Raw genomic sequence first — 16,909 nt, forward strand, 5'->3', positions numbered from 1 at the left:
AAAAAAGGATGATGCGCAGTGTGTTCAATACACTGCGCATCATCCTTTTTTAGTGTGCCGCCTGGATTAGATCATCAGAATCTCGCGAATCTCTTGCTCGGTTAACGCAGACAAGCCTTCATGCCCCGGTTGAATGACTTCGTCGATGAGGTTCATCTTGCGCTGCTGCAGCTCGTACATTTTATCTTCGACAGTGCCTTGGGCAACGAGGCGAATAACTTGGACGACTTTACGCTGCCCGATGCGATGCGCGCGGTCGGCCGCCTGTTGCTCCACCGCAGGATTCCACCAGAGGTCATAGAGAATAACGGTGTCGGCTCCCGTCAAATTCAGTCCGGTACCTCCTGCCTTCAGTGAAGCGAGGAAGAGGTCGCGCTCCCCGTCATTAAATCGGCGGCAGAGCTCTACGCGCTCCACGGCTGGCGTCTGGCCATCCAGATAGAAATACGGTATCTCTTGATGGGACAGCTTTCGTCCGATCATCCCGAGCATTTCAGTGAACTGGGAGAAGATGAGCAGTCGTCTGCCTGTACCCCTACATTCTTCGATCATCTCGAAGAGCTGCTCGAATTTGGCAGAGCTCCCTTCGTAGCCCTCCATGAACAGTGCAGGGTGGCAGCAGATTTGGCGCAATCTCGTTAGACCGGCTAGAATCCGAATGCGGGTCTTGTAGAAGTCCTTCTCAGCGAGATGCTTCAATGTTTCTTGCTGCAGTTCCGCCAAGAAAGAAGCGTACAGCTTCTTCTGTTCCGGGAGCAGTTCGGATGCTTGCGTCGATTCAATCTTCGCAGGCAGCTCTTTCAACACATCGGATTTCAACCGTCGCAGCAAGAATGGGCGAACGCGCTTCGCAATGGTGTCTCGAGATAGATCCCCGAAGGCTTTGAGTCCTGGCAACAGATCAGGAAACACGGCGCTAAAGATGGACCATAACTCTTCCAGCGTATTCTCGATTGGCGTACCTGTGAGTGCGAAGCGATAGCGGGCATCCAGCTCTCGCACGGCTTGCGCCGTCTGCGTCGTATAATTCTTGAATGCCTGAGCCTCATCCAAGATGAGGGTATGGTATGAGCGCTTCGTATAGAGCGTGACATCGCGTCGCAGCAGCGGATAGGAGGTGATGATCACGTCGACCTCTGAATCGTCGGCACGAATGATGCCACTGCGCTCCGATTTGCTGCCATCGGCAATGATGGCTCGGATCTCTGGGGCGAACCGTTTGAGCTCATTCTGCCAGTTGTACACGAGTGACGCGGGACATATGATTAGCGCTTGCCGCTTCTCCCTTCGAATCTCGGGTAAGACGGAGACGAGGAAGGTGATGCTCTGAATCGTCTTGCCAAGTCCCATATCGTCGGCTAGTATACCGCCGAAGCGGTAGTGGGCCAGTGTCTTCATCCACTGAAAGCCGTAAGTCTGGTAATCCCGCAGTACCGTTGCAAGAGATTCCGGTACTGGGAAGTCCAGATGGTCCGGATTCCGCATGTGCTCGAGCAGCTTGCGGAAGGACTTGCCCAGCTTCACGGATGAACTATGCTGCGTGGTATCCAGCAGGTGAAGTCCGCGAACGATTGGAACGCGAAGCTGTGTCCCGGTAATCTCGCTCTTCCGAATGCCGACTTCATTGATAAGATAGATTATTTCCTGGAATGCTGCACCCTCTAGCGGCATGAATGCCCCGTTCGGCATTTTATAATATTTCCGTTTATCTTCAAGCGCTTGGATGACCTTGCGTATCTCGGCATCGGAAATCCCGTCCAGTTCGAATTGGAACTCCAGCCAGTCGGTCCGTTCATCGGCATTTACCGTTATTCGCGGCGGCACACTCGGCAGGTGGAGTCTCACCTTGACTGCGGAAGTTGCGTAGACCTGCACGAGCTTCTCAAGCTCAGGCACGATCCGGTAAAGGAATTCATACTCATAATCCTCATTCTCCATATAATACCCTGCATCCGTCTTGGCGAAGGCGCTCTGCTCCATCAGGGCTAAGATGCGCTGCTCCTTCTCGCCGTCACGGATCAGAATCCGGTCGTCCCCGTGCTGCTGGCTTCGGTCTTCCAACGGATTGAAGATCATCTCTCCATAGTGGAATTCGAGGCCTGCGAGCAGCTTATCGTTCACTCGGTCAAGGAATAGCTTGGCCTTTAGCGGGGTATTGACGATTCGATCCGATATGGATTGTGCGATATGAACGGTGCCGAGCTTCCGAAGGCCGGGAACCACTTCCTCCATGAAGGATTCGATTTGCGCGCGTGGGATGTGAAGCCGCTCCTGACGAGCGGTATCGATGAGGTGCCTTATTTCGGCGATGCGTCTGGCCTCAAGCGGCTGCAGCTTCAATAGCTTCCCATCATACAAGAGTACATTGTAATCTTCCAAAACCGTAAGTTCGTCGAATCCTTGAATGTCGAGTTCGCAGCCTTCACCCGATCCTTCGTCAAAAGAGAATCGGAGCGGAACCGGTTCATTCGAAAGCTTGATTCCTTCGTAGGTTCTACCCTCATGCTCTAGCTTAACGGAAGTTGCCAATTGCAAGAGGGATTGCAGCCTCTCCCACGAGAAAGGAGGGATCAAGAGCGTTCTGCTATCGCTGGTTGGTCTGGTTGGAGTCGAAGAGATGAGCGTACGCTCTTGATATAGCTTATCTTGATTGTGAATGCGAATCAGCTCATGGAGGACCGCGTCATCTTCTTTCGAGAATCGATACTGGGTAGGGTCATAGGTAAAATGCTTGGTGAATTCGTAAGATGCCCCACGCTCGATATGTTCGAGGAATTCACGAATGCGCTGCACCATATAGAGTCGTTGAGGGCCTACTTTTAACTCGATACCGAACATAAACTTGCGAGCACCATAAGGGATCAGTCGGCAATGGAATTCGACTTCCAGTAGTGTCCTCCCATCAAGGAATGTCCCTGTCGCACTTGATCGAACTGGCTTGTCGCGGAATAATCCCAGCATGTTCTGCATGAATTGTTGATCGCGTGCTTCGGGTTCAGAACCCCTTGGCATCCGTGTTCCAGCCGGCGCGGAGTCAATGCCGTGAAGAATATCATGAATTTGAATTAGGACCGCGGCGACATGCTTGCAATAGTGATCATAGGAGTAGAAAGCAAGACAGCTGCACTCCGCATCAATTTCCCCGCTTGGTTCGATCTCGACCGTCACCTGATACGCACTGTTGCTTTGGACGGTGGCCGAATAATAAGGGGTTAGCGGATATTTGTTAACGAACTGCACTTTACCAGCTAGGCTGTAGGCTTCACCCCGCTCATAAGCAGACTCGCCGCATAATGCTCGAATTCGCTTCAGGGTCAACGGTACTTGCATCGCGTTAAATCCTTTCTCTATCTGAAATGATGGTGTATTTGAACAGAATTAGATCCATCATAACAGAAAATACCGACTGCATGCTGCAGTCGGTATTTTCAATTCGAACGAGGTTGTTTATGCGGAGTGTCCTTGGCTCGAGGTGTGTGCCAGTTCCTTCATTTGTTCAGGGTAACCATACGCGCCGTGTTCACTAAGATCGAGACCGATCGTCTCTTCCTCTTCCGTCACGCGAATGCCGATGGTTACTTTCATCAAGTAGAGGACCAGATAAGATACGACGAACGTAAATGCTGCACATACGATGACGCCGAGCGCTTGAACCCCTAATTGCTCGAATCCGCCGCCATAGAACAATCCGGCTTTACCAACGCCGACCTTGGCAGCCAGTTCCGGTGTAGCGAAGAAACCATTAGCGAGTGTGCCCCATACGCCGGCCATGCCGTGCGCTGACATCGCGTAGATCGGATCATCCATCCGAAGACGCTCGAACAAACGCATGCTAAGGAAGACAACCATCCCTGCGATCAAGCCGATCACAATAGCGGCCCAAGATTCGACGAACGCACAGGAAGCGGTTATTGCGACGAGACCAGCGAGTGCGCCGTTCAGCATAACGGAGATATCTGCTTTTCCCGTAACCATCCATGAGATTAAGAGTGCAGCTACAGCACCTGCCGCAGCGCCGAGCTGTGTGTTGATGGCAATGAATCCAAAGAAGCTTCCATCGCCTGCTGCAATCGTACTGCCTGCATTAAAACCGAACCAGCCTACCCAGAGGAGCATCACGCCAAGCGTTGTGAACACTTGGTTATGTCCCATAATATTGTTCGGTTTGCCGTTCTTGTTGTATTTGCCAAGGCGAGGCCCGAGCAGCATAGTCGCAGCCATCGCCGCGACAGCGCCTGTAAGATGCACGACGGTCGAACCAGCGAAGTCTTGATCGCCATGCTTTGCGAGCCAGCCGCCGCCCCAGATCCAATGCGCAATGACCGGATAGATGATGGATGAGAAGACAATCGCGAAGATCAGATAAGCGGATAGCTTGGCGCGTTCTGCGAAGCCGCCGAATGCAACGGACATCGAGATGGTAGCAAAAGCAAGCTGGAACATAAAGTTCACGGTTGGAGCCACAATACTGCCCTCCGGTACAGACATACTGCTGAATCCGAAGTAATCTCCCCATCCGATGAAAGGATTGCCTTGAGAGCCGAAGACAAAGGCGTATCCGACGGCCCAGAATACCATAGAGACGATACCGATGGTGAAGATGGTCTTCCCGGCAATGTGACCTGCATTCTTCATTCGTGTGGAGCCGGCTTCGAGCATAATAAATCCGCTCTGCATGAATAACACTAAAATTGCACTCAACATGGTCCATACTGCATTAATCCCTAATTCCATGTCATATTACCTCTCTCCTATAATAATGTAGTCAACCCACGTTGTTCCCAAAGACGGACAATCACTCCGCATAAATGATATTATGTTCGTATCTTATTGAATATGAATTAAAATGTCAACATAACTAACACCATAATATAAAGTATTATCTCATTAGTGCAAATCGAACCTGATTTTAATGCGTTATAATCCAATAAATGTAAAAATACGGTTCATTTCAACGATATTAATGAATACATGTTATGTTTTATTACATTAAAAGGTGAATAGAGATCAAATACCTATAGAAAAACCGCCATCCATAGGATGGCGGCCTAGATCGTATATGGCATGACGCAATGTTATTTGTTGGTGCTGTGCTGTTTGCCGGGCAATTTGTTCTCTTGGCTGCCTTGGCCATTATGCTGCTTGTTCTTGCGGTCCTTCTCTTGTGTATCATGCACTTTCTCTACAAAATCACGAGTACTGTCCACAGAAATTCCTCCTTGTTCAATAGTTTGCCTTGTTAATGTAACCATTATTGGAGAAAATCATCGGGAGATCGGGTAAGCTATAGTAGATACATAATTAAAGGATGTGTTCGAATGGGAAGTTGGTTAGTGTATGCCCTTGGTTCGGCTGTGATGGCTGCGCTCGTATCCATCTTCGGGAAGATCGGATTGAAAGGGGTCGATTCGAATACTGCGACGACGATTCGTGCAGTCATTATGATGTTGTTCCTCTTAGGCGTGCTTCTATTCCAAGGAAAGATCTCGCAGATCGGCGACGTTCTGGCGAATAAGAAGGCCATGCTCTTCATTGTGCTAAGTGGTGTGGCAGGTGCGCTCTCATGGATGTTCTACTTCATTGCGATTCAAAAAGGGGATGTCTCGAAGGTAGCGCCAATCGACAAGCTCAGCGTGGTGCTTGCCGTTGCGTTTGCCTTGTTATTTCTAGGGGAGAAGTTATCTCTATGGGGCGGTATTGGCATAGGTCTCATTGCTGTCGGTGTATTAATCACAGCCTTTGCGCCATGAGGTCATTTTGCGTTTTTTTAACTTGAAGGGGATATCTATATAATAAGTAAATAGGGTTCATATATTCGGACAATGGGATAGGAGATTTAACGACATGAGTGGTCTTGTGAATCATGAAGAAGCAATGCAGTTCATACAAACCTGTTATTACGAATGGGGGAAATCTGAAGAGGAAGCGAAGGCACGCTGGTTACAGATTGAGCGTGAGATCGCCGAGCGAGGGACGTATGAACATACCGAAGAAGAATTAATATATGGAGCCAAATTAGCATGGCGGAACAGCAATCGCTGTATCGGGCGCCTGTTCTGGGATACGTTGACGGTGCTGGATGCCCGGCATGTAACCGCGGAGGAAGCGGTCGCAGATGCGTTGATTCAGCATTTGCTGTTCGCGACGAATGAAGGGAAAATCAGGCCGACGATCACGGTGTTTAGACCTGCGGCGGAATCGAGGGAAGAGATCCGTATTCTGAATCATCAGCTGATTCGCTATGCAGGATATACCACCGATGAGGGGATTGTCGGCGATCCACATTCGGTTCCTTTTACGGCCTTTTGTGAAAGTCTAGGATGGCGGGGCCAAGGTGGGGCCTTCGATATCCTGCCCCTCGTTGTGAAAATTGGGTCGCGGGAGCCCAAGTGGTTCGAGCTGCCGGAGTCAGCTGTGCTGGAAGTGCCTATCACACATCCGGAGTGGCCTGCATTCTCGGACTTAGGACTGCGATGGTACGCCGTTCCGGCGGTATCGGACATGCTGCTCGACATTGGCGGGATATCCTATCCAGCGGCGCCGTTCAATGGCTTCTATATGGGAACGGAGATTGGCGCGCGTAATTTCGCGGATACAGAACGGTACAATATGCTTCCGAAGGTCGCTGAGATTATGGGGCTCGACACGAGCAGTGAATCAACGTTATGGCGAGACAAGGCGCTCGTGGAGCTTAATGTTGCGGTGCTTCACTCTTTTCGCGAGCGAGGGGTGTCGATTGTCGATCATCATACAGCTGCGCAGCAATTTATGCGATTCGAAGCGAATGAAGCGAAGGCGGAACGCCCAGTGACAGGGAATTGGACGTGGCTCATTCCGCCGGTATCGCCAGCGACGACGCATATTTTCCACAAACCGTACCGCAATACGGTTGTGAAGCCGAATTTCTTCTATCATCGCAAGTAGTTACTACAGCAGCAAGGGGTTTAGCAATGACATTAGGACGATTCTTACAGCTTGTGGAAATCAAGACGAAAGTGGCCAGCATGATTCCTTTTCTGATGGGGACGTTCTATGCGTTATATCGTTTTCATGCATTCAATGGGATTCATTTCATGCTGATGCTTGTTTCTCTGCTTAGCTTTGATATGGCAACGACGGCTATTAATAACTATTATGATTATAAAAAAGCAATCAAGACGGAAGGGTACGGCTATGAGACGCATAATCCGATCGTAAAATACGGAATGCGGGAGCGAACAGTTGTCGGGATCATCGCGGTACTGCTCATCTTGGCGGTAGGTGCGGGGATTCTACTCGTTGCGGAGACGGGTTGGCTTATTTTCTTCATAGGCGGATTATCCTTCTGTGTGGGGATTCTCTATTCCTTCGGCCCGATTCCGATCTCACGTATGCCTCTTGGGGAGCTGTTCTCGGGTTTGTTCATGGGGTTCGTCATCCTCTTCTTATCTACTTATATCCATGTTCCTGGAAGTGAACTCGTAGAGCTTGCATTTGATCACGGCATCGCACATCTGAATATTCAGATTCTTGAGGTGCTCCTTCTGTTCGGGGTGTCGATCCCGGCGGTACTCGCGATTGCGAACATTATGCTGGCGAACAATATATGCGACATGGAAGATGATGTTGAGAATCGAAGGTATACTTTACCGGTCTATATCGGGAAAAGAAATGCATTGCGATTGTTCCGATGGATTTATTACTCAGCTTATTTGGATGTGTTTGTGTTGTTCTATCTCGGCGTGCATCCGATCCTCTTGCTGTTATTGTTAGGTACATTGATACCGGTGAATCGCCATGTGAACCAGTTCGAGAAGCTTCAGACGAAGAAAGACACGTTCGTGCTCGCGGTGAAGAACTTCGTGATCATGAATGCATCGAGGATTGTCGTGTATGGCATTGCGATATGGATGGCGTAGCTATAAAAAAGCACGATAGATGAGGAGGGGAATTATGGGGGATGTGGGCAAGTCGCCTGTTATTCTCATTGTGGATGACGAACAGCTGATTCGCGAGTTGGTGGCGGATTATCTAAGTGATGAAGGTTATTCGGTGCTGCAGGCGAAGAATGGCCGCGATGCCCTGAATATATTGCGTGAACAAGCTGTGGATTTGGTCGTGCTGGATGTGATGATGCCGGGGATGAATGGGTTCGAGGTGTGTGAAGAGCTGCGGACGTTCTCTAGGGCGATCGTCATTATGCTAACGGCCAAATCGGAGGATGAGGACAAGATATCGGGGTATGAATGCGGTGTCGATGATTATGTGACGAAGCCGTTCAGTCCGAAGGTGTTGTCTGCCAAAATTAATGTGCTGCTGCAGCGGTTCAGAGCGGCAGACTCGGCGCTAGGGGCGGGGGAAGATGATTATTTCGTGCTGGATGAGGCGGCGATGGAGCTACGAGTTGGTGGTGAAGTCGTAGCACTGTCGAGTAAAGAGTTCGAGATCCTCGTCTATCTGGCAAAGCATCCGAATCAAGTGTTGACGCGGGATCGTCTGCTTGATGTGATATGGGGGTTTGATTATTACGGTGACGCAAGGGCGGTCGATACGAGTATCAAGCGACTGCGGCGCAAGCTTGGCGCGGAATCGGAGCGGATCGTCACCGTGAGGGGAAGCGGGTATAAATATCAAACATGAAAAAATGGAGCTCGGGTCGATTAACGACAAAAGTATATTGGACGACGGCGATCGGATTTCTATCGTTCGTCACGTTGTTCATGGTTCTTCAGCTTGTGTTCTTTCAACCGTATTCTTTGAAAGTGCGAAGTTCGGAACTAGAGAGTGATTTCCGCAGCATGTATGAAGAGCTTCAAGACCAGCCGCAGAATGAGCAATGGATGAATAGGTTAGCTGATTTTGATGTCGCACATTACTCGCTTACTGGGGTTGTTCATAAGCAGGGGAAGCTTGTTGATGTATATTTGGGAACGCGAGAATTAAAAGCAACTCCGGTGACAAAAGCGCAGATCGGCGAGCCAATAGAGGTTCAACTCATTATGGCGGATCCTTGGCAGAAGGTAACTCCTGCCGTGCCTGTGACCCCTACTGAGCCCATTGATACGGAGAATCCTCAAAAGGCTGTGCCTATGCGTTCGGTTGCCGCTGTTTCTTGGTACAGTCCGGACGCAATGCGTCTCAATGATTTGCTGCAGGAGAAGCTTGCAGAGATGCTGCTGCGTCCGATGAATCAAGGGATTACTGCACAGCTGTTCAATCAAGGTATAGGTGTGGATTCGAATAAAGAGCGTGTATGGGCTGCGATGGCCCCGTTGCCTCCGGAGAAAGGGCAAGAACGTTACTTGGTGACGGTGTCTACGTTAGAGCCGGTATCGGATGCGGCAGCGCTGCTCGGCGGGTTCTATCGTTATTTCTATATTGCAGCGGTCATTATGCTTCTGGGATTCGCATTCTTGTTCAGCCGGATGATCTCGAATCCGCTCGTAAAGCTGAACCATGCAGCGAAGCGTCTTGCGAAATTGGATTTCTCCGTACGTACGGATATGAAGCGTGAGGACGAGATTGGCGAACTTGCACAGACCTTCGATTATCTCGCTACAGAATTGCACGACACGATGGGGGAGCTCCAGGAAGCGAATGACCAACTACAGCTGGATATTGAGAAAGAGAAACAGCTTGAACGGATGCGCAAACGGTTCGTCGCGAATGTCTCGCATGAGCTTAAGACACCGATTAGCCTGATACAGGGTTATGCGGAAGCGCTGCGTGATAATGTAGGTCAAGGGGTGAAGCGGGATAAATATGCTGCCGTAATTATTCACGAGTCGGAACGGATGTCGAGGCTTGTGAATGATCTGCTCGATCTCTCCCAGCTCGAGAGTGGCAAATTCCGTCTGCAGTGGTCAGCTGTACCGCTTCGGGAGCATATTCGGTTCGTGGTAGGGACCTTGGAGCAGATCGCGAATGATCGAATGCTTCAACTGGAATGGTTGTGTACAGAAGTTGAAGTGCTTGTCCGCTCAGATGCGCAGCGTCTACAGCAAATTCTAACCAATGTGTTAACGAATGCCATCCGTTATACGGATGCTGAAGATCGGATTCAGATTACGGTGCGCCTTGTATCCGGCCCTGTTGAGGGGTGTGAGTTGCCTGGATCTCTCGATGGGGTCTCGATAGCGTCGTGGGTTCAGGTCTCGATCTTTAATTCGGGAATCCCGATCGCTGAGGAACATCTGCCGTATATATGGGATGCCTTCTATCGACCAGATGAATCCGGCAGTCGTGGCGACACCGGGAATGGGATTGGATTATCGATTGTGAAGCATCTGCTCGAAATGCATGGCAGTATGTATTCGATTGGCAATGTAGAAGGAGGCGTCGAAGTCACGTTCATGCTGCCCGTCATGCCGCGATCGGAAGCATAGAGACGAGAGAGTCCCTCATAGGATGTTATAGAGTGCTTCGGTGTGAGCGGCTTGGCTGCACGCGCTGCAGCGGTCCTAGGAGGGAATCAGATGAATCAAGCAGAACGTCGGTTGGCCTTGATTGAGGTGTTGCATAAGAGCGGCATGCAGCGGGCGAAAGACTTGGCCGCCACATTTAGGACGAGCGCGAGAACGATCTATCGGGACGTCGATGCGCTAATTCATGCAGGCGTACCAATTTACGGGGCGCCGGGACGAGGGTATGCGCTTGCGAATCAAGAAACACTTCCGCCTGTGAGTATGACAGTTGAAGAAGCGTTGACGCTGTTGCTCGGCATCGATTGGATTGCCGGACAATTGGGGCGCGATTACCAAGCAGCCGCCGGACATGTCAGGAGTAAGGTGGAGAGTATTCTTCCTAGTGCGGTGAAGCGCAAGGCCGATCGCCAGCGTGCGGGGTTGTTACGGGCTTCCATTCACCCGCTGCATCAGGAGGAGACGCTTGGAGTCATGACGCTGCTAAGGCAAGCGATTGTGACGGAGACGACGGTGCGGCTTCGCTATGAGCGCCAGACACCCTACCCGGACGGCAGCTTGGAGACGGTTCGATCGATCGACCCTTATGGCTTGGTCTTTGCAGCAGGCGCATGGAGTGTGGTTGGCTATTGTCACCTGCGACAAGGGATTCGCCAATTTCATATTGATCGCATCTATGATTTGCAGCTTGAACCAAGAATATTTACTCGACCTCTTGATGTGGAGTATCAACGTCCGGCAACGAAAGGTCGTTCGATTGCGGTTGAAGTGCGCTTCGCTGCCGATATGGACCATACGATTGCAGAGAGACTCAGCCCGGATGTGACACGAATGAAGAGCACGCCTGAAGGATTGCTTGTCACACTTCATGTCGGGAAAATCGAAGAAGCTTGCGCATGGATCTTAAGCTGGGGAATCCATGCAGAGGTGATTGAGCCAGATGACGTGAAGGTGATGTTAGGCGAGGTGGCGGGTGTGCTCGTGCGACGCTATGCCCCGTGAGGCCCCTATGGATTGATCGATTGGGGCTCGCTGTGACGTGTCGGTCCGAAATAACTGCTAAAAGGTAGTTAAATATCCCGAACAGGTGCGCTGAGATCGAAATAACTGCAAAAAAGCAGTTAAATGGGCCGAGCAGGCGCGATGAGGTCGAAATAACTGCAAATAAGCAGTTAAATGGTTCGAGCAGGTGTGATTAGATCGAAATAACTGCAAAAAAGCAGTTAAATGGTTCGGGCTGACGCGATGAGATCGAAATAACTGCTAAAAAGCAGTTAAATGGGCCGGGCTGACGCGATGAGGTCACAATAACTGCAAAAAAGCAGTTAAATGGGCCGGGCTGGCGAGATGAGGTCGAAATAACTGCAAAAAAGAAGTTAAATGGCCCGGGCTGGCGTGATGAGATCGAAATAACTGCAAAAAGGCAGTTAAATATCCCGAACAGGTGCGCTGGGATCGAAATAACTGCTAAAAAGCAGTTAAATGAGCGGACTGGCGATGAGGTCGAAATAACTGCAGCCCCAGTAGGCGCGAAGAAGCAAATTTGTCCGAGTTCTAAATGTCGTGCAGGGATTAAAGCTTGCGTCACGAATATTTTGAGATGACCCCGAGAACACTGACAACCATCTGTCAGTGTTCTTGGTTTATAGTAGAGACAAGAAGAAGTTCCTTGAAGAAAATTATGGGAGGTAATGAAGCATGTATCAATCGTTACAAAGTTTTATGGAGGAGTATCGACTCGAATCAGCTTCCACACAGAAGTTACTCGATGCCTTAACGGATGCGTCTTTGAAGCAGGAAGTAGCTCCGGGGTATCGGTCATTAGGTCAACTGGCGTGGCACCTCGTCCATAATGATGAGGGGATGCTGCTCTCTATGGGTCTTAAGTTTGAAGCGCCTGCTGCGAACAGTGAGCTGCCAACATCGGCTTCTGCCATCGCAGATGCATATCGGAGCGTGTCGACTGGATTGCTTCATGCATTGGAATCCCAATGGACCGATGCCAATTTGCAGGAGAAGAACAATATGTACGGTCAAATTTGGCCAAATGGACTGACATTGAACATTTACTTGAAGCATGAAATTCATCACCGGGGTCAGTTGACGATCCTAATGCGTCAAGCAGGTCTACAAGTGCCTGGCGTATACGGTCCATCCAAAGAAGAATGGGTTAGTATGGGCGTAGAAGCACCGGTATAAGTTGAATAAATAGAAGCGCGTCCCCTTACGACGGTAAGGAGGCGCGCTTTTTATGTTCTGTCTCTTAAAGTGCTTGGATAAACCCTGTACCCTGGAAAAATTGACGCTCGTAATCGGTATTCTCCAAGTAGCCATTATACGAAATTTGCAATCGCTGACTCATCTGTACGGTGCCCTTAACATAATTTGTGATCAGTTTCTCACCCTGTGCGGTCGTTGCAGTGAGCTGCTCGGAATGATCAATAACATTTATGAATTTTCTCCCCATCGATCCGCCGAACATTACCTCTTGCATTTGAACTGTGGCTGTTGCTTGGGCTGTTTTTCCTTCCCCAAGATCGATTATCGCAGTAACCTGAAGGTTTTTGTTACTTGTCTCTGATTTGGATGTTGGGCCGAGTTCTGTAATCTCCCAACCTGAGATAGGGAAATAGTCTGCAGCAGGATCTGCTGCCTTAAGCTCGACATATTGTGTCATATTAGATGTTTCTTTGATTATGGGAGTCTCAGAAGGTCTTTTGCTTGAGAGCACGGTGACAAGCATAATGAATCCTATCACAACGGATAATAAAAGATAGTGTTTACGTCGTAATCCCAAAGATTCGCCCTCTTTTCACGTGGGTGTAATTTCCAATTATTGTATCATAAATCACGGGGTGTTGACAAAATACTTAGATGTAACTATAATAGTTACAGGTTGAGAAATAAAAATATTTTAGATTCCATGAGGAGGTTATTCATATGAAAATTGCAATTATAGGTGCGTCGGGTAAAGCGGGAAGCCGGATTATGAAAGAAGCATTGGATCGGGGCCATGAAGTAACAGCGATCGTGCGCGATGCCTCGAAGGTAGCGGGAAATGCTGCAGTCATCGAGAAAGACGTATTCGATTTATCGGCAAGCGACCTTCAGGTGTTCGATGTTGTGGTGAATGCATATGGTGCGGCGCCGGGACAAGAACATTTGCACGTCGATGCCGGTAATGTGTTGATCGCAGCATTGAAAGGTTCGAATACGCGTCTTATCGTTGTTGGCGGCGCGGGCAGCTTGTATGTGGATGAGGCGAAAACCTTGAAAGTGATGGATACGCCAGACTTCCCAGCGATTTATTTCCCAACAGCGTCTAATCAAGGCAAGAACCTGGATATTCTGAAAGAAACGACAGATCTGAAATGGACATTCATTAGTCCATCCGCATTGTTCGCATTAGGTCAACGCACAGGTTCTTATGTGAAAGGGCAAGATCATCTGCTCGTGAACAGCAAAGGTGAGAGTTATGTCAGCTATGAAGATTATGCGATCGCAGTGATCGACGAGATCGAGCATCCGCAGCATATTGGTGAGCGATTTACCGTTGTGTCGGAATCCTAAAATAGGTTACAATAGAAAAGATTACACCCCCGAAGGCCGAGGATATCGCAAGATATCTTCGGTCTTCCTCTGTTTTTTCAATATAATGGGAACACTCCTGCGAAAGTTGTACCTCATCTCCTTCTTTAGCCTGAGAGAAGCTTCTGTAAACATCCATCCATTAACGGAGGTTCAAGGAATACCGGACTGGTAAAATAAGGGTATCAACGTCAAGGGAAGTGATACTCATGATTACACATTTCGCAGGACTGAGCTTAAATACGGTATCCATACAAGGCGTGAAGCAGTTCTACCATTATCAGTTAGGATTTCCGATCCAATCCTCATCGAAATATGCGATTACCTTTCAACCTACACCGGACATGACGTTAACCTTTGAAGAGAGCCATGAACCGATATCGCCTGCACATTTTGCCTTCGAGGTTCCTTATTCGCAATTCGATGTCCTCGTGGATCAATTGCACGCGAGGGGGATCACGCTGCTGACTTGGCCGGATGGTGAAGCTGTTAAGGCGTTTGAGACGGGGATCAATGTCTATTTTCGCGATGGGGATGGGAATCTATTGGAGTTCATTGCTCATCATTATGTGCAAGAGAAGGCCATTGCGCCGAGCGGGAATTGGCAGATCCTCTACATGCGTGAGATTGGAATGCCTGTGGATGATGTGCGCGAACTTACGCAGTGGATGCGAGAAACGCTGCAGATGCGCGTAAGGGATGAGTCGGATTGGTTCAATTTCGTCATTGGCGGGACGGCGCATGCGGTCGTCGTATCGACGCAGCGGCGCTGGATTCCAATTCAAATGGTTGCTTTACCACCCCGAATGACGGTAACCTTCGGCGTACAGGATTTCGGTCGTCTCCTACAAATGAAGGAGCAACTGGACGATCAAGAAATCATCGAATGTTCGGAATCGGAGCTTATCATCAAGAGATGTAATTATATCTTCCGCTTCGTTCCTTCGACACTCGCCATGGATATCCCGGAACACCTGCATTTGCATAGAAATGAATGAAGAGACGTTTAGGGTCCTAGCCTGGATCTTAAACGTCTTTTTTTGTGCACAATTTCTGTGAATCATGGGTTGCCACATAGGTGACACATACGGGTGATAGGATAGCTCTTGTACCAACGGAGTAATCACACTTCAATTCAAGGCGTATCGGAGGAGAAGTTATGCGTTATACACGTCGAGCACGTCAAGAGATTTATATCGCGCTGTTTTTTCTAGTCCCGAGTTTACTGGGCTTTGCAATTTTTTATTTGATCCCATTCGTGGAGAGTATCGGAACGTCCTTTCAATCGTCATCGGGCGGATTTTCGCTGGAACAGTATGGCGCGGTGCTCGGGAGCAGTTCTTTCCGCAAGGCAGCGGGGAATACGATCTGGTTCACGGCCATCGCTGTTCCGCTCATCGTCGCATTATCCTTGCTCATTGCGATGTGGCTGAATCAGAAGGTGTACATACGGAATGCCTTGCGAACCGCTTATGTGCTTCCGCTCGTCGTTCCTGTCGCTTCGATCGTGCTCTTGTGGCAGATTACTTTCGATTGGAACGGGGCACTGAATTCCGTATTATCGTACTTCGGCGTTGAACGCATCGATTGGATGAAGTCGAATTGGTCCGGGACGGTCGTGATTCTGATGTATATCTGGAAGAATCTTGGCTATAACGTCATTTTGTTCCTTGCGGGGCTTCAGAATATTCCGACTTCGTATTATGAGACGGCGGATTTGGAGGGTGCAGGGAAGGTGAAGCAGTTCTTCGGGATCACCCTGGTGTACCTGATCCCAACCACGTTTCTTGTCATCTTGATGTCCATTCTGAATTCCTTCAAGGTGTTCCGGGAGACCTATCTGCTCGCAGGCGATTACCCGCACGAGCGGATCTACTTCCTTCAACATTACATGAATAACATGTTCGTCTCCCTCGATATGGAGAAGTTATCCGCAGCGGCGGTGATGATGGCAATTGGGATTCTCGGCATCGTCGGCATTCTGTTCCAGGTTGAACGCAGATTCCGTTCCTTCATGGAATAAGAGAGGGGAGGTAGAAGACAACATGCGAAATCTTAGATTATCCAGTGCGTTACCCATTTTGCGAACGTTGTTCCTAGCATCGCTTGCTCTGATCCTCGTGACGCCGATCTTGCTGACGGTGATTAATTCCTTCATGACAGAACATGAGATTACAGCCAACTACGAATCGTTAGGTCAGACATCGATGAATACGTGGGTCACGCTGAAGCTTATACCCGATTGGGTATCCTTTGATCAATATTTTACATTGTTATTGAAAACGCCGGAATTCCTACGGATGTTCTGGAATTCGGTTGGGCTGGTTGTTCCGATCATTGTGGGGCAGTTAATCTGTGCTTCTCTGGCTGCCTTTGCCTTTGCGAAGCTAAATTTTCCGGGTAGAGATCCACTATTCTTCATTTACTTGATTGCTTTGATGCTGCCGTTCCAGGTAACGCTCGTGCCGAACTATATGATGGTGGATCGTCTCGGTCTGCTCAATCACATGGGATCGATCATTCTCCCGGGCGTATTCGCGCAGTTTGGCGTGTTCTTGCTCAGGCAGTTCATGCTGAATATACCGGCAGGTTATATGGAGGCGGCGAAAATTGATGGTGCGAGCACGCTACGAATTTTTCTGCAGATCATTCTTCCGATGGTTCGACCTGGGATTGCGGCACTCGTCGTCCTCTTGTTCGCGGATTACTGGAACATGGTCGAGCAGCCGTTGATCTTCTTGCAAGATGCAGCGCTTCAACCATTGTCACTGTTCCTCACCAGGATTCAGGAGGGAGCCTTCGGTGTTAGCTTCGCAGCTTCTACGCTGTACATGATTCCGATGGTGTTGCTGTTCTTGTACGCAGAGCCGCATTTTGTGGAAGGGATCGAGATGTCGGGTATTAAGGGATAAATCGATTTT

Annotated in this window: 15 protein-coding genes; 11 read left to right on the top strand and 4 right to left on the bottom strand. The window is 49.3% G+C overall.

Annotated elements, in window-relative coordinates:
- Positions 1–66 precede the first annotated feature (66 nt).
- The 3 genes from ACFQZR_RS06710 to ACFQZR_RS06720 all read right to left on the bottom strand — a co-directional run bounded on the left by ACFQZR_RS06710 (position 67) and on the right by ACFQZR_RS06720 (position 5,207).
- Positions 67–3,330, bottom strand: coding sequence for a DEAD/DEAH box helicase (locus ACFQZR_RS06710; protein ID WP_379344156.1), 3,264 nt, complete (start codon positions 3,328–3,330; stop codon positions 67–69).
- Positions 3,331–3,447: 117 nt separating this feature from the next.
- Positions 3,448–4,734 (bottom strand): ammonium transporter, encoded by a 1,287-nt coding sequence (locus ACFQZR_RS06715; protein ID WP_379344158.1) that lies wholly within the window; start codon positions 4,732–4,734, stop codon positions 3,448–3,450.
- 341 nt (positions 4,735–5,075) lie between these two features.
- Positions 5,076–5,207 (bottom strand): DUF4023 domain-containing protein, encoded by a 132-nt coding sequence (locus ACFQZR_RS06720; protein WP_314588908.1) that lies wholly within the window; start codon positions 5,205–5,207, stop codon positions 5,076–5,078.
- 111 nt (positions 5,208–5,318) lie between these two features.
- Here ACFQZR_RS06720 and ACFQZR_RS06725 point away from each other — a divergent pair, with 111 nt between their 5' ends.
- The 7 genes from ACFQZR_RS06725 (at position 5,319) to ACFQZR_RS06755 (ending at position 12,599) form a co-directional block, all read left to right on the top strand.
- A complete protein-coding gene (locus ACFQZR_RS06725; protein ID WP_379344161.1) occupies positions 5,319–5,750 on the top strand; it encodes an EamA family transporter in 432 nt (143 codons plus the stop codon).
- 94 nt (positions 5,751–5,844) lie between these two features.
- The gene (locus ACFQZR_RS06730) at positions 5,845–6,924 is read left to right on the top strand and encodes a nitric oxide synthase oxygenase (RefSeq protein ID WP_379344163.1); all 1,080 of its coding nucleotides are present in this window, start codon (positions 5,845–5,847) and stop codon (positions 6,922–6,924) included.
- 26 nt (positions 6,925–6,950) lie between these two features.
- Positions 6,951–7,898 (top strand): 1,4-dihydroxy-2-naphthoate polyprenyltransferase, encoded by a 948-nt coding sequence (locus ACFQZR_RS06735; RefSeq protein WP_379344166.1) that lies wholly within the window; start codon positions 6,951–6,953, stop codon positions 7,896–7,898.
- Between the two features lie 34 nt (positions 7,899–7,932).
- A complete protein-coding gene (locus ACFQZR_RS06740) occupies positions 7,933–8,619 on the top strand; it encodes a response regulator transcription factor (protein WP_379344168.1) in 687 nt (228 codons plus the stop codon).
- Positions 8,616–10,364, top strand: coding sequence for a sensor histidine kinase (locus ACFQZR_RS06745; protein ID WP_379344170.1), 1,749 nt, complete (start codon positions 8,616–8,618; stop codon positions 10,362–10,364). The genes ACFQZR_RS06740 and ACFQZR_RS06745 overlap by 4 nt, the downstream gene beginning before the upstream one ends.
- Positions 10,365–10,454: 90 nt before the next feature.
- Positions 10,455–11,402 carry a helix-turn-helix transcriptional regulator gene (locus tag ACFQZR_RS06750; protein WP_379344172.1) on the top strand — a complete coding sequence of 316 codons (948 nt, stop codon included), beginning with the start codon at positions 10,455–10,457 and terminating at the stop codon, positions 11,400–11,402.
- Between the two features lie 696 nt (positions 11,403–12,098).
- Entirely contained in the window at positions 12,099–12,599 is a 501-nt protein-coding gene (locus tag ACFQZR_RS06755) for a DinB family protein (protein WP_379344174.1), read from the top strand.
- Positions 12,600–12,663: 64 nt separating this feature from the next.
- Here ACFQZR_RS06755 and ACFQZR_RS06760 read toward each other — a convergent pair whose 3' ends face one another.
- Positions 12,664–13,077, bottom strand: a complete 414-nt coding sequence (locus tag ACFQZR_RS06760) for a hypothetical protein (RefSeq protein WP_379344176.1) — start codon at positions 13,075–13,077, stop codon at positions 12,664–12,666.
- A 263-nt stretch (positions 13,078–13,340) separates the two neighbouring features.
- On the opposite strand from ACFQZR_RS06760, the gene ACFQZR_RS06765 reads away from it, so the two are divergent.
- From ACFQZR_RS06765 to ACFQZR_RS06780, 4 genes are all read left to right on the top strand, one after another.
- A complete protein-coding gene (locus ACFQZR_RS06765) occupies positions 13,341–13,970 on the top strand; it encodes an NAD(P)-dependent oxidoreductase (RefSeq protein WP_379344179.1) in 630 nt (209 codons plus the stop codon).
- Positions 13,971–14,197: 227 nt separating this feature from the next.
- Positions 14,198–14,986, top strand: coding sequence for a VOC family protein (locus ACFQZR_RS06770; RefSeq protein ID WP_379344181.1), 789 nt, complete (start codon positions 14,198–14,200; stop codon positions 14,984–14,986).
- A gap of 161 nt (positions 14,987–15,147) precedes the next feature.
- Positions 15,148–16,011 (top strand): carbohydrate ABC transporter permease, encoded by an 864-nt coding sequence (locus tag ACFQZR_RS06775; RefSeq protein WP_379344183.1) that lies wholly within the window; start codon positions 15,148–15,150, stop codon positions 16,009–16,011.
- A gap of 22 nt (positions 16,012–16,033) precedes the next feature.
- Positions 16,034–16,900 carry a carbohydrate ABC transporter permease gene (locus ACFQZR_RS06780; RefSeq protein WP_379344185.1) on the top strand — a complete coding sequence of 289 codons (867 nt, stop codon included), beginning with the start codon at positions 16,034–16,036 and terminating at the stop codon, positions 16,898–16,900.
- The last annotated feature ends 9 nt before the right edge of the window (positions 16,901–16,909 follow it).

Source organism: Paenibacillus sp. GCM10027629 (assembly GCF_042676425.1).
Taxonomy (GTDB): domain Bacteria; phylum Bacillota; class Bacilli; order Paenibacillales; family Paenibacillaceae; genus Paenibacillus_K; species Paenibacillus_K terrigena.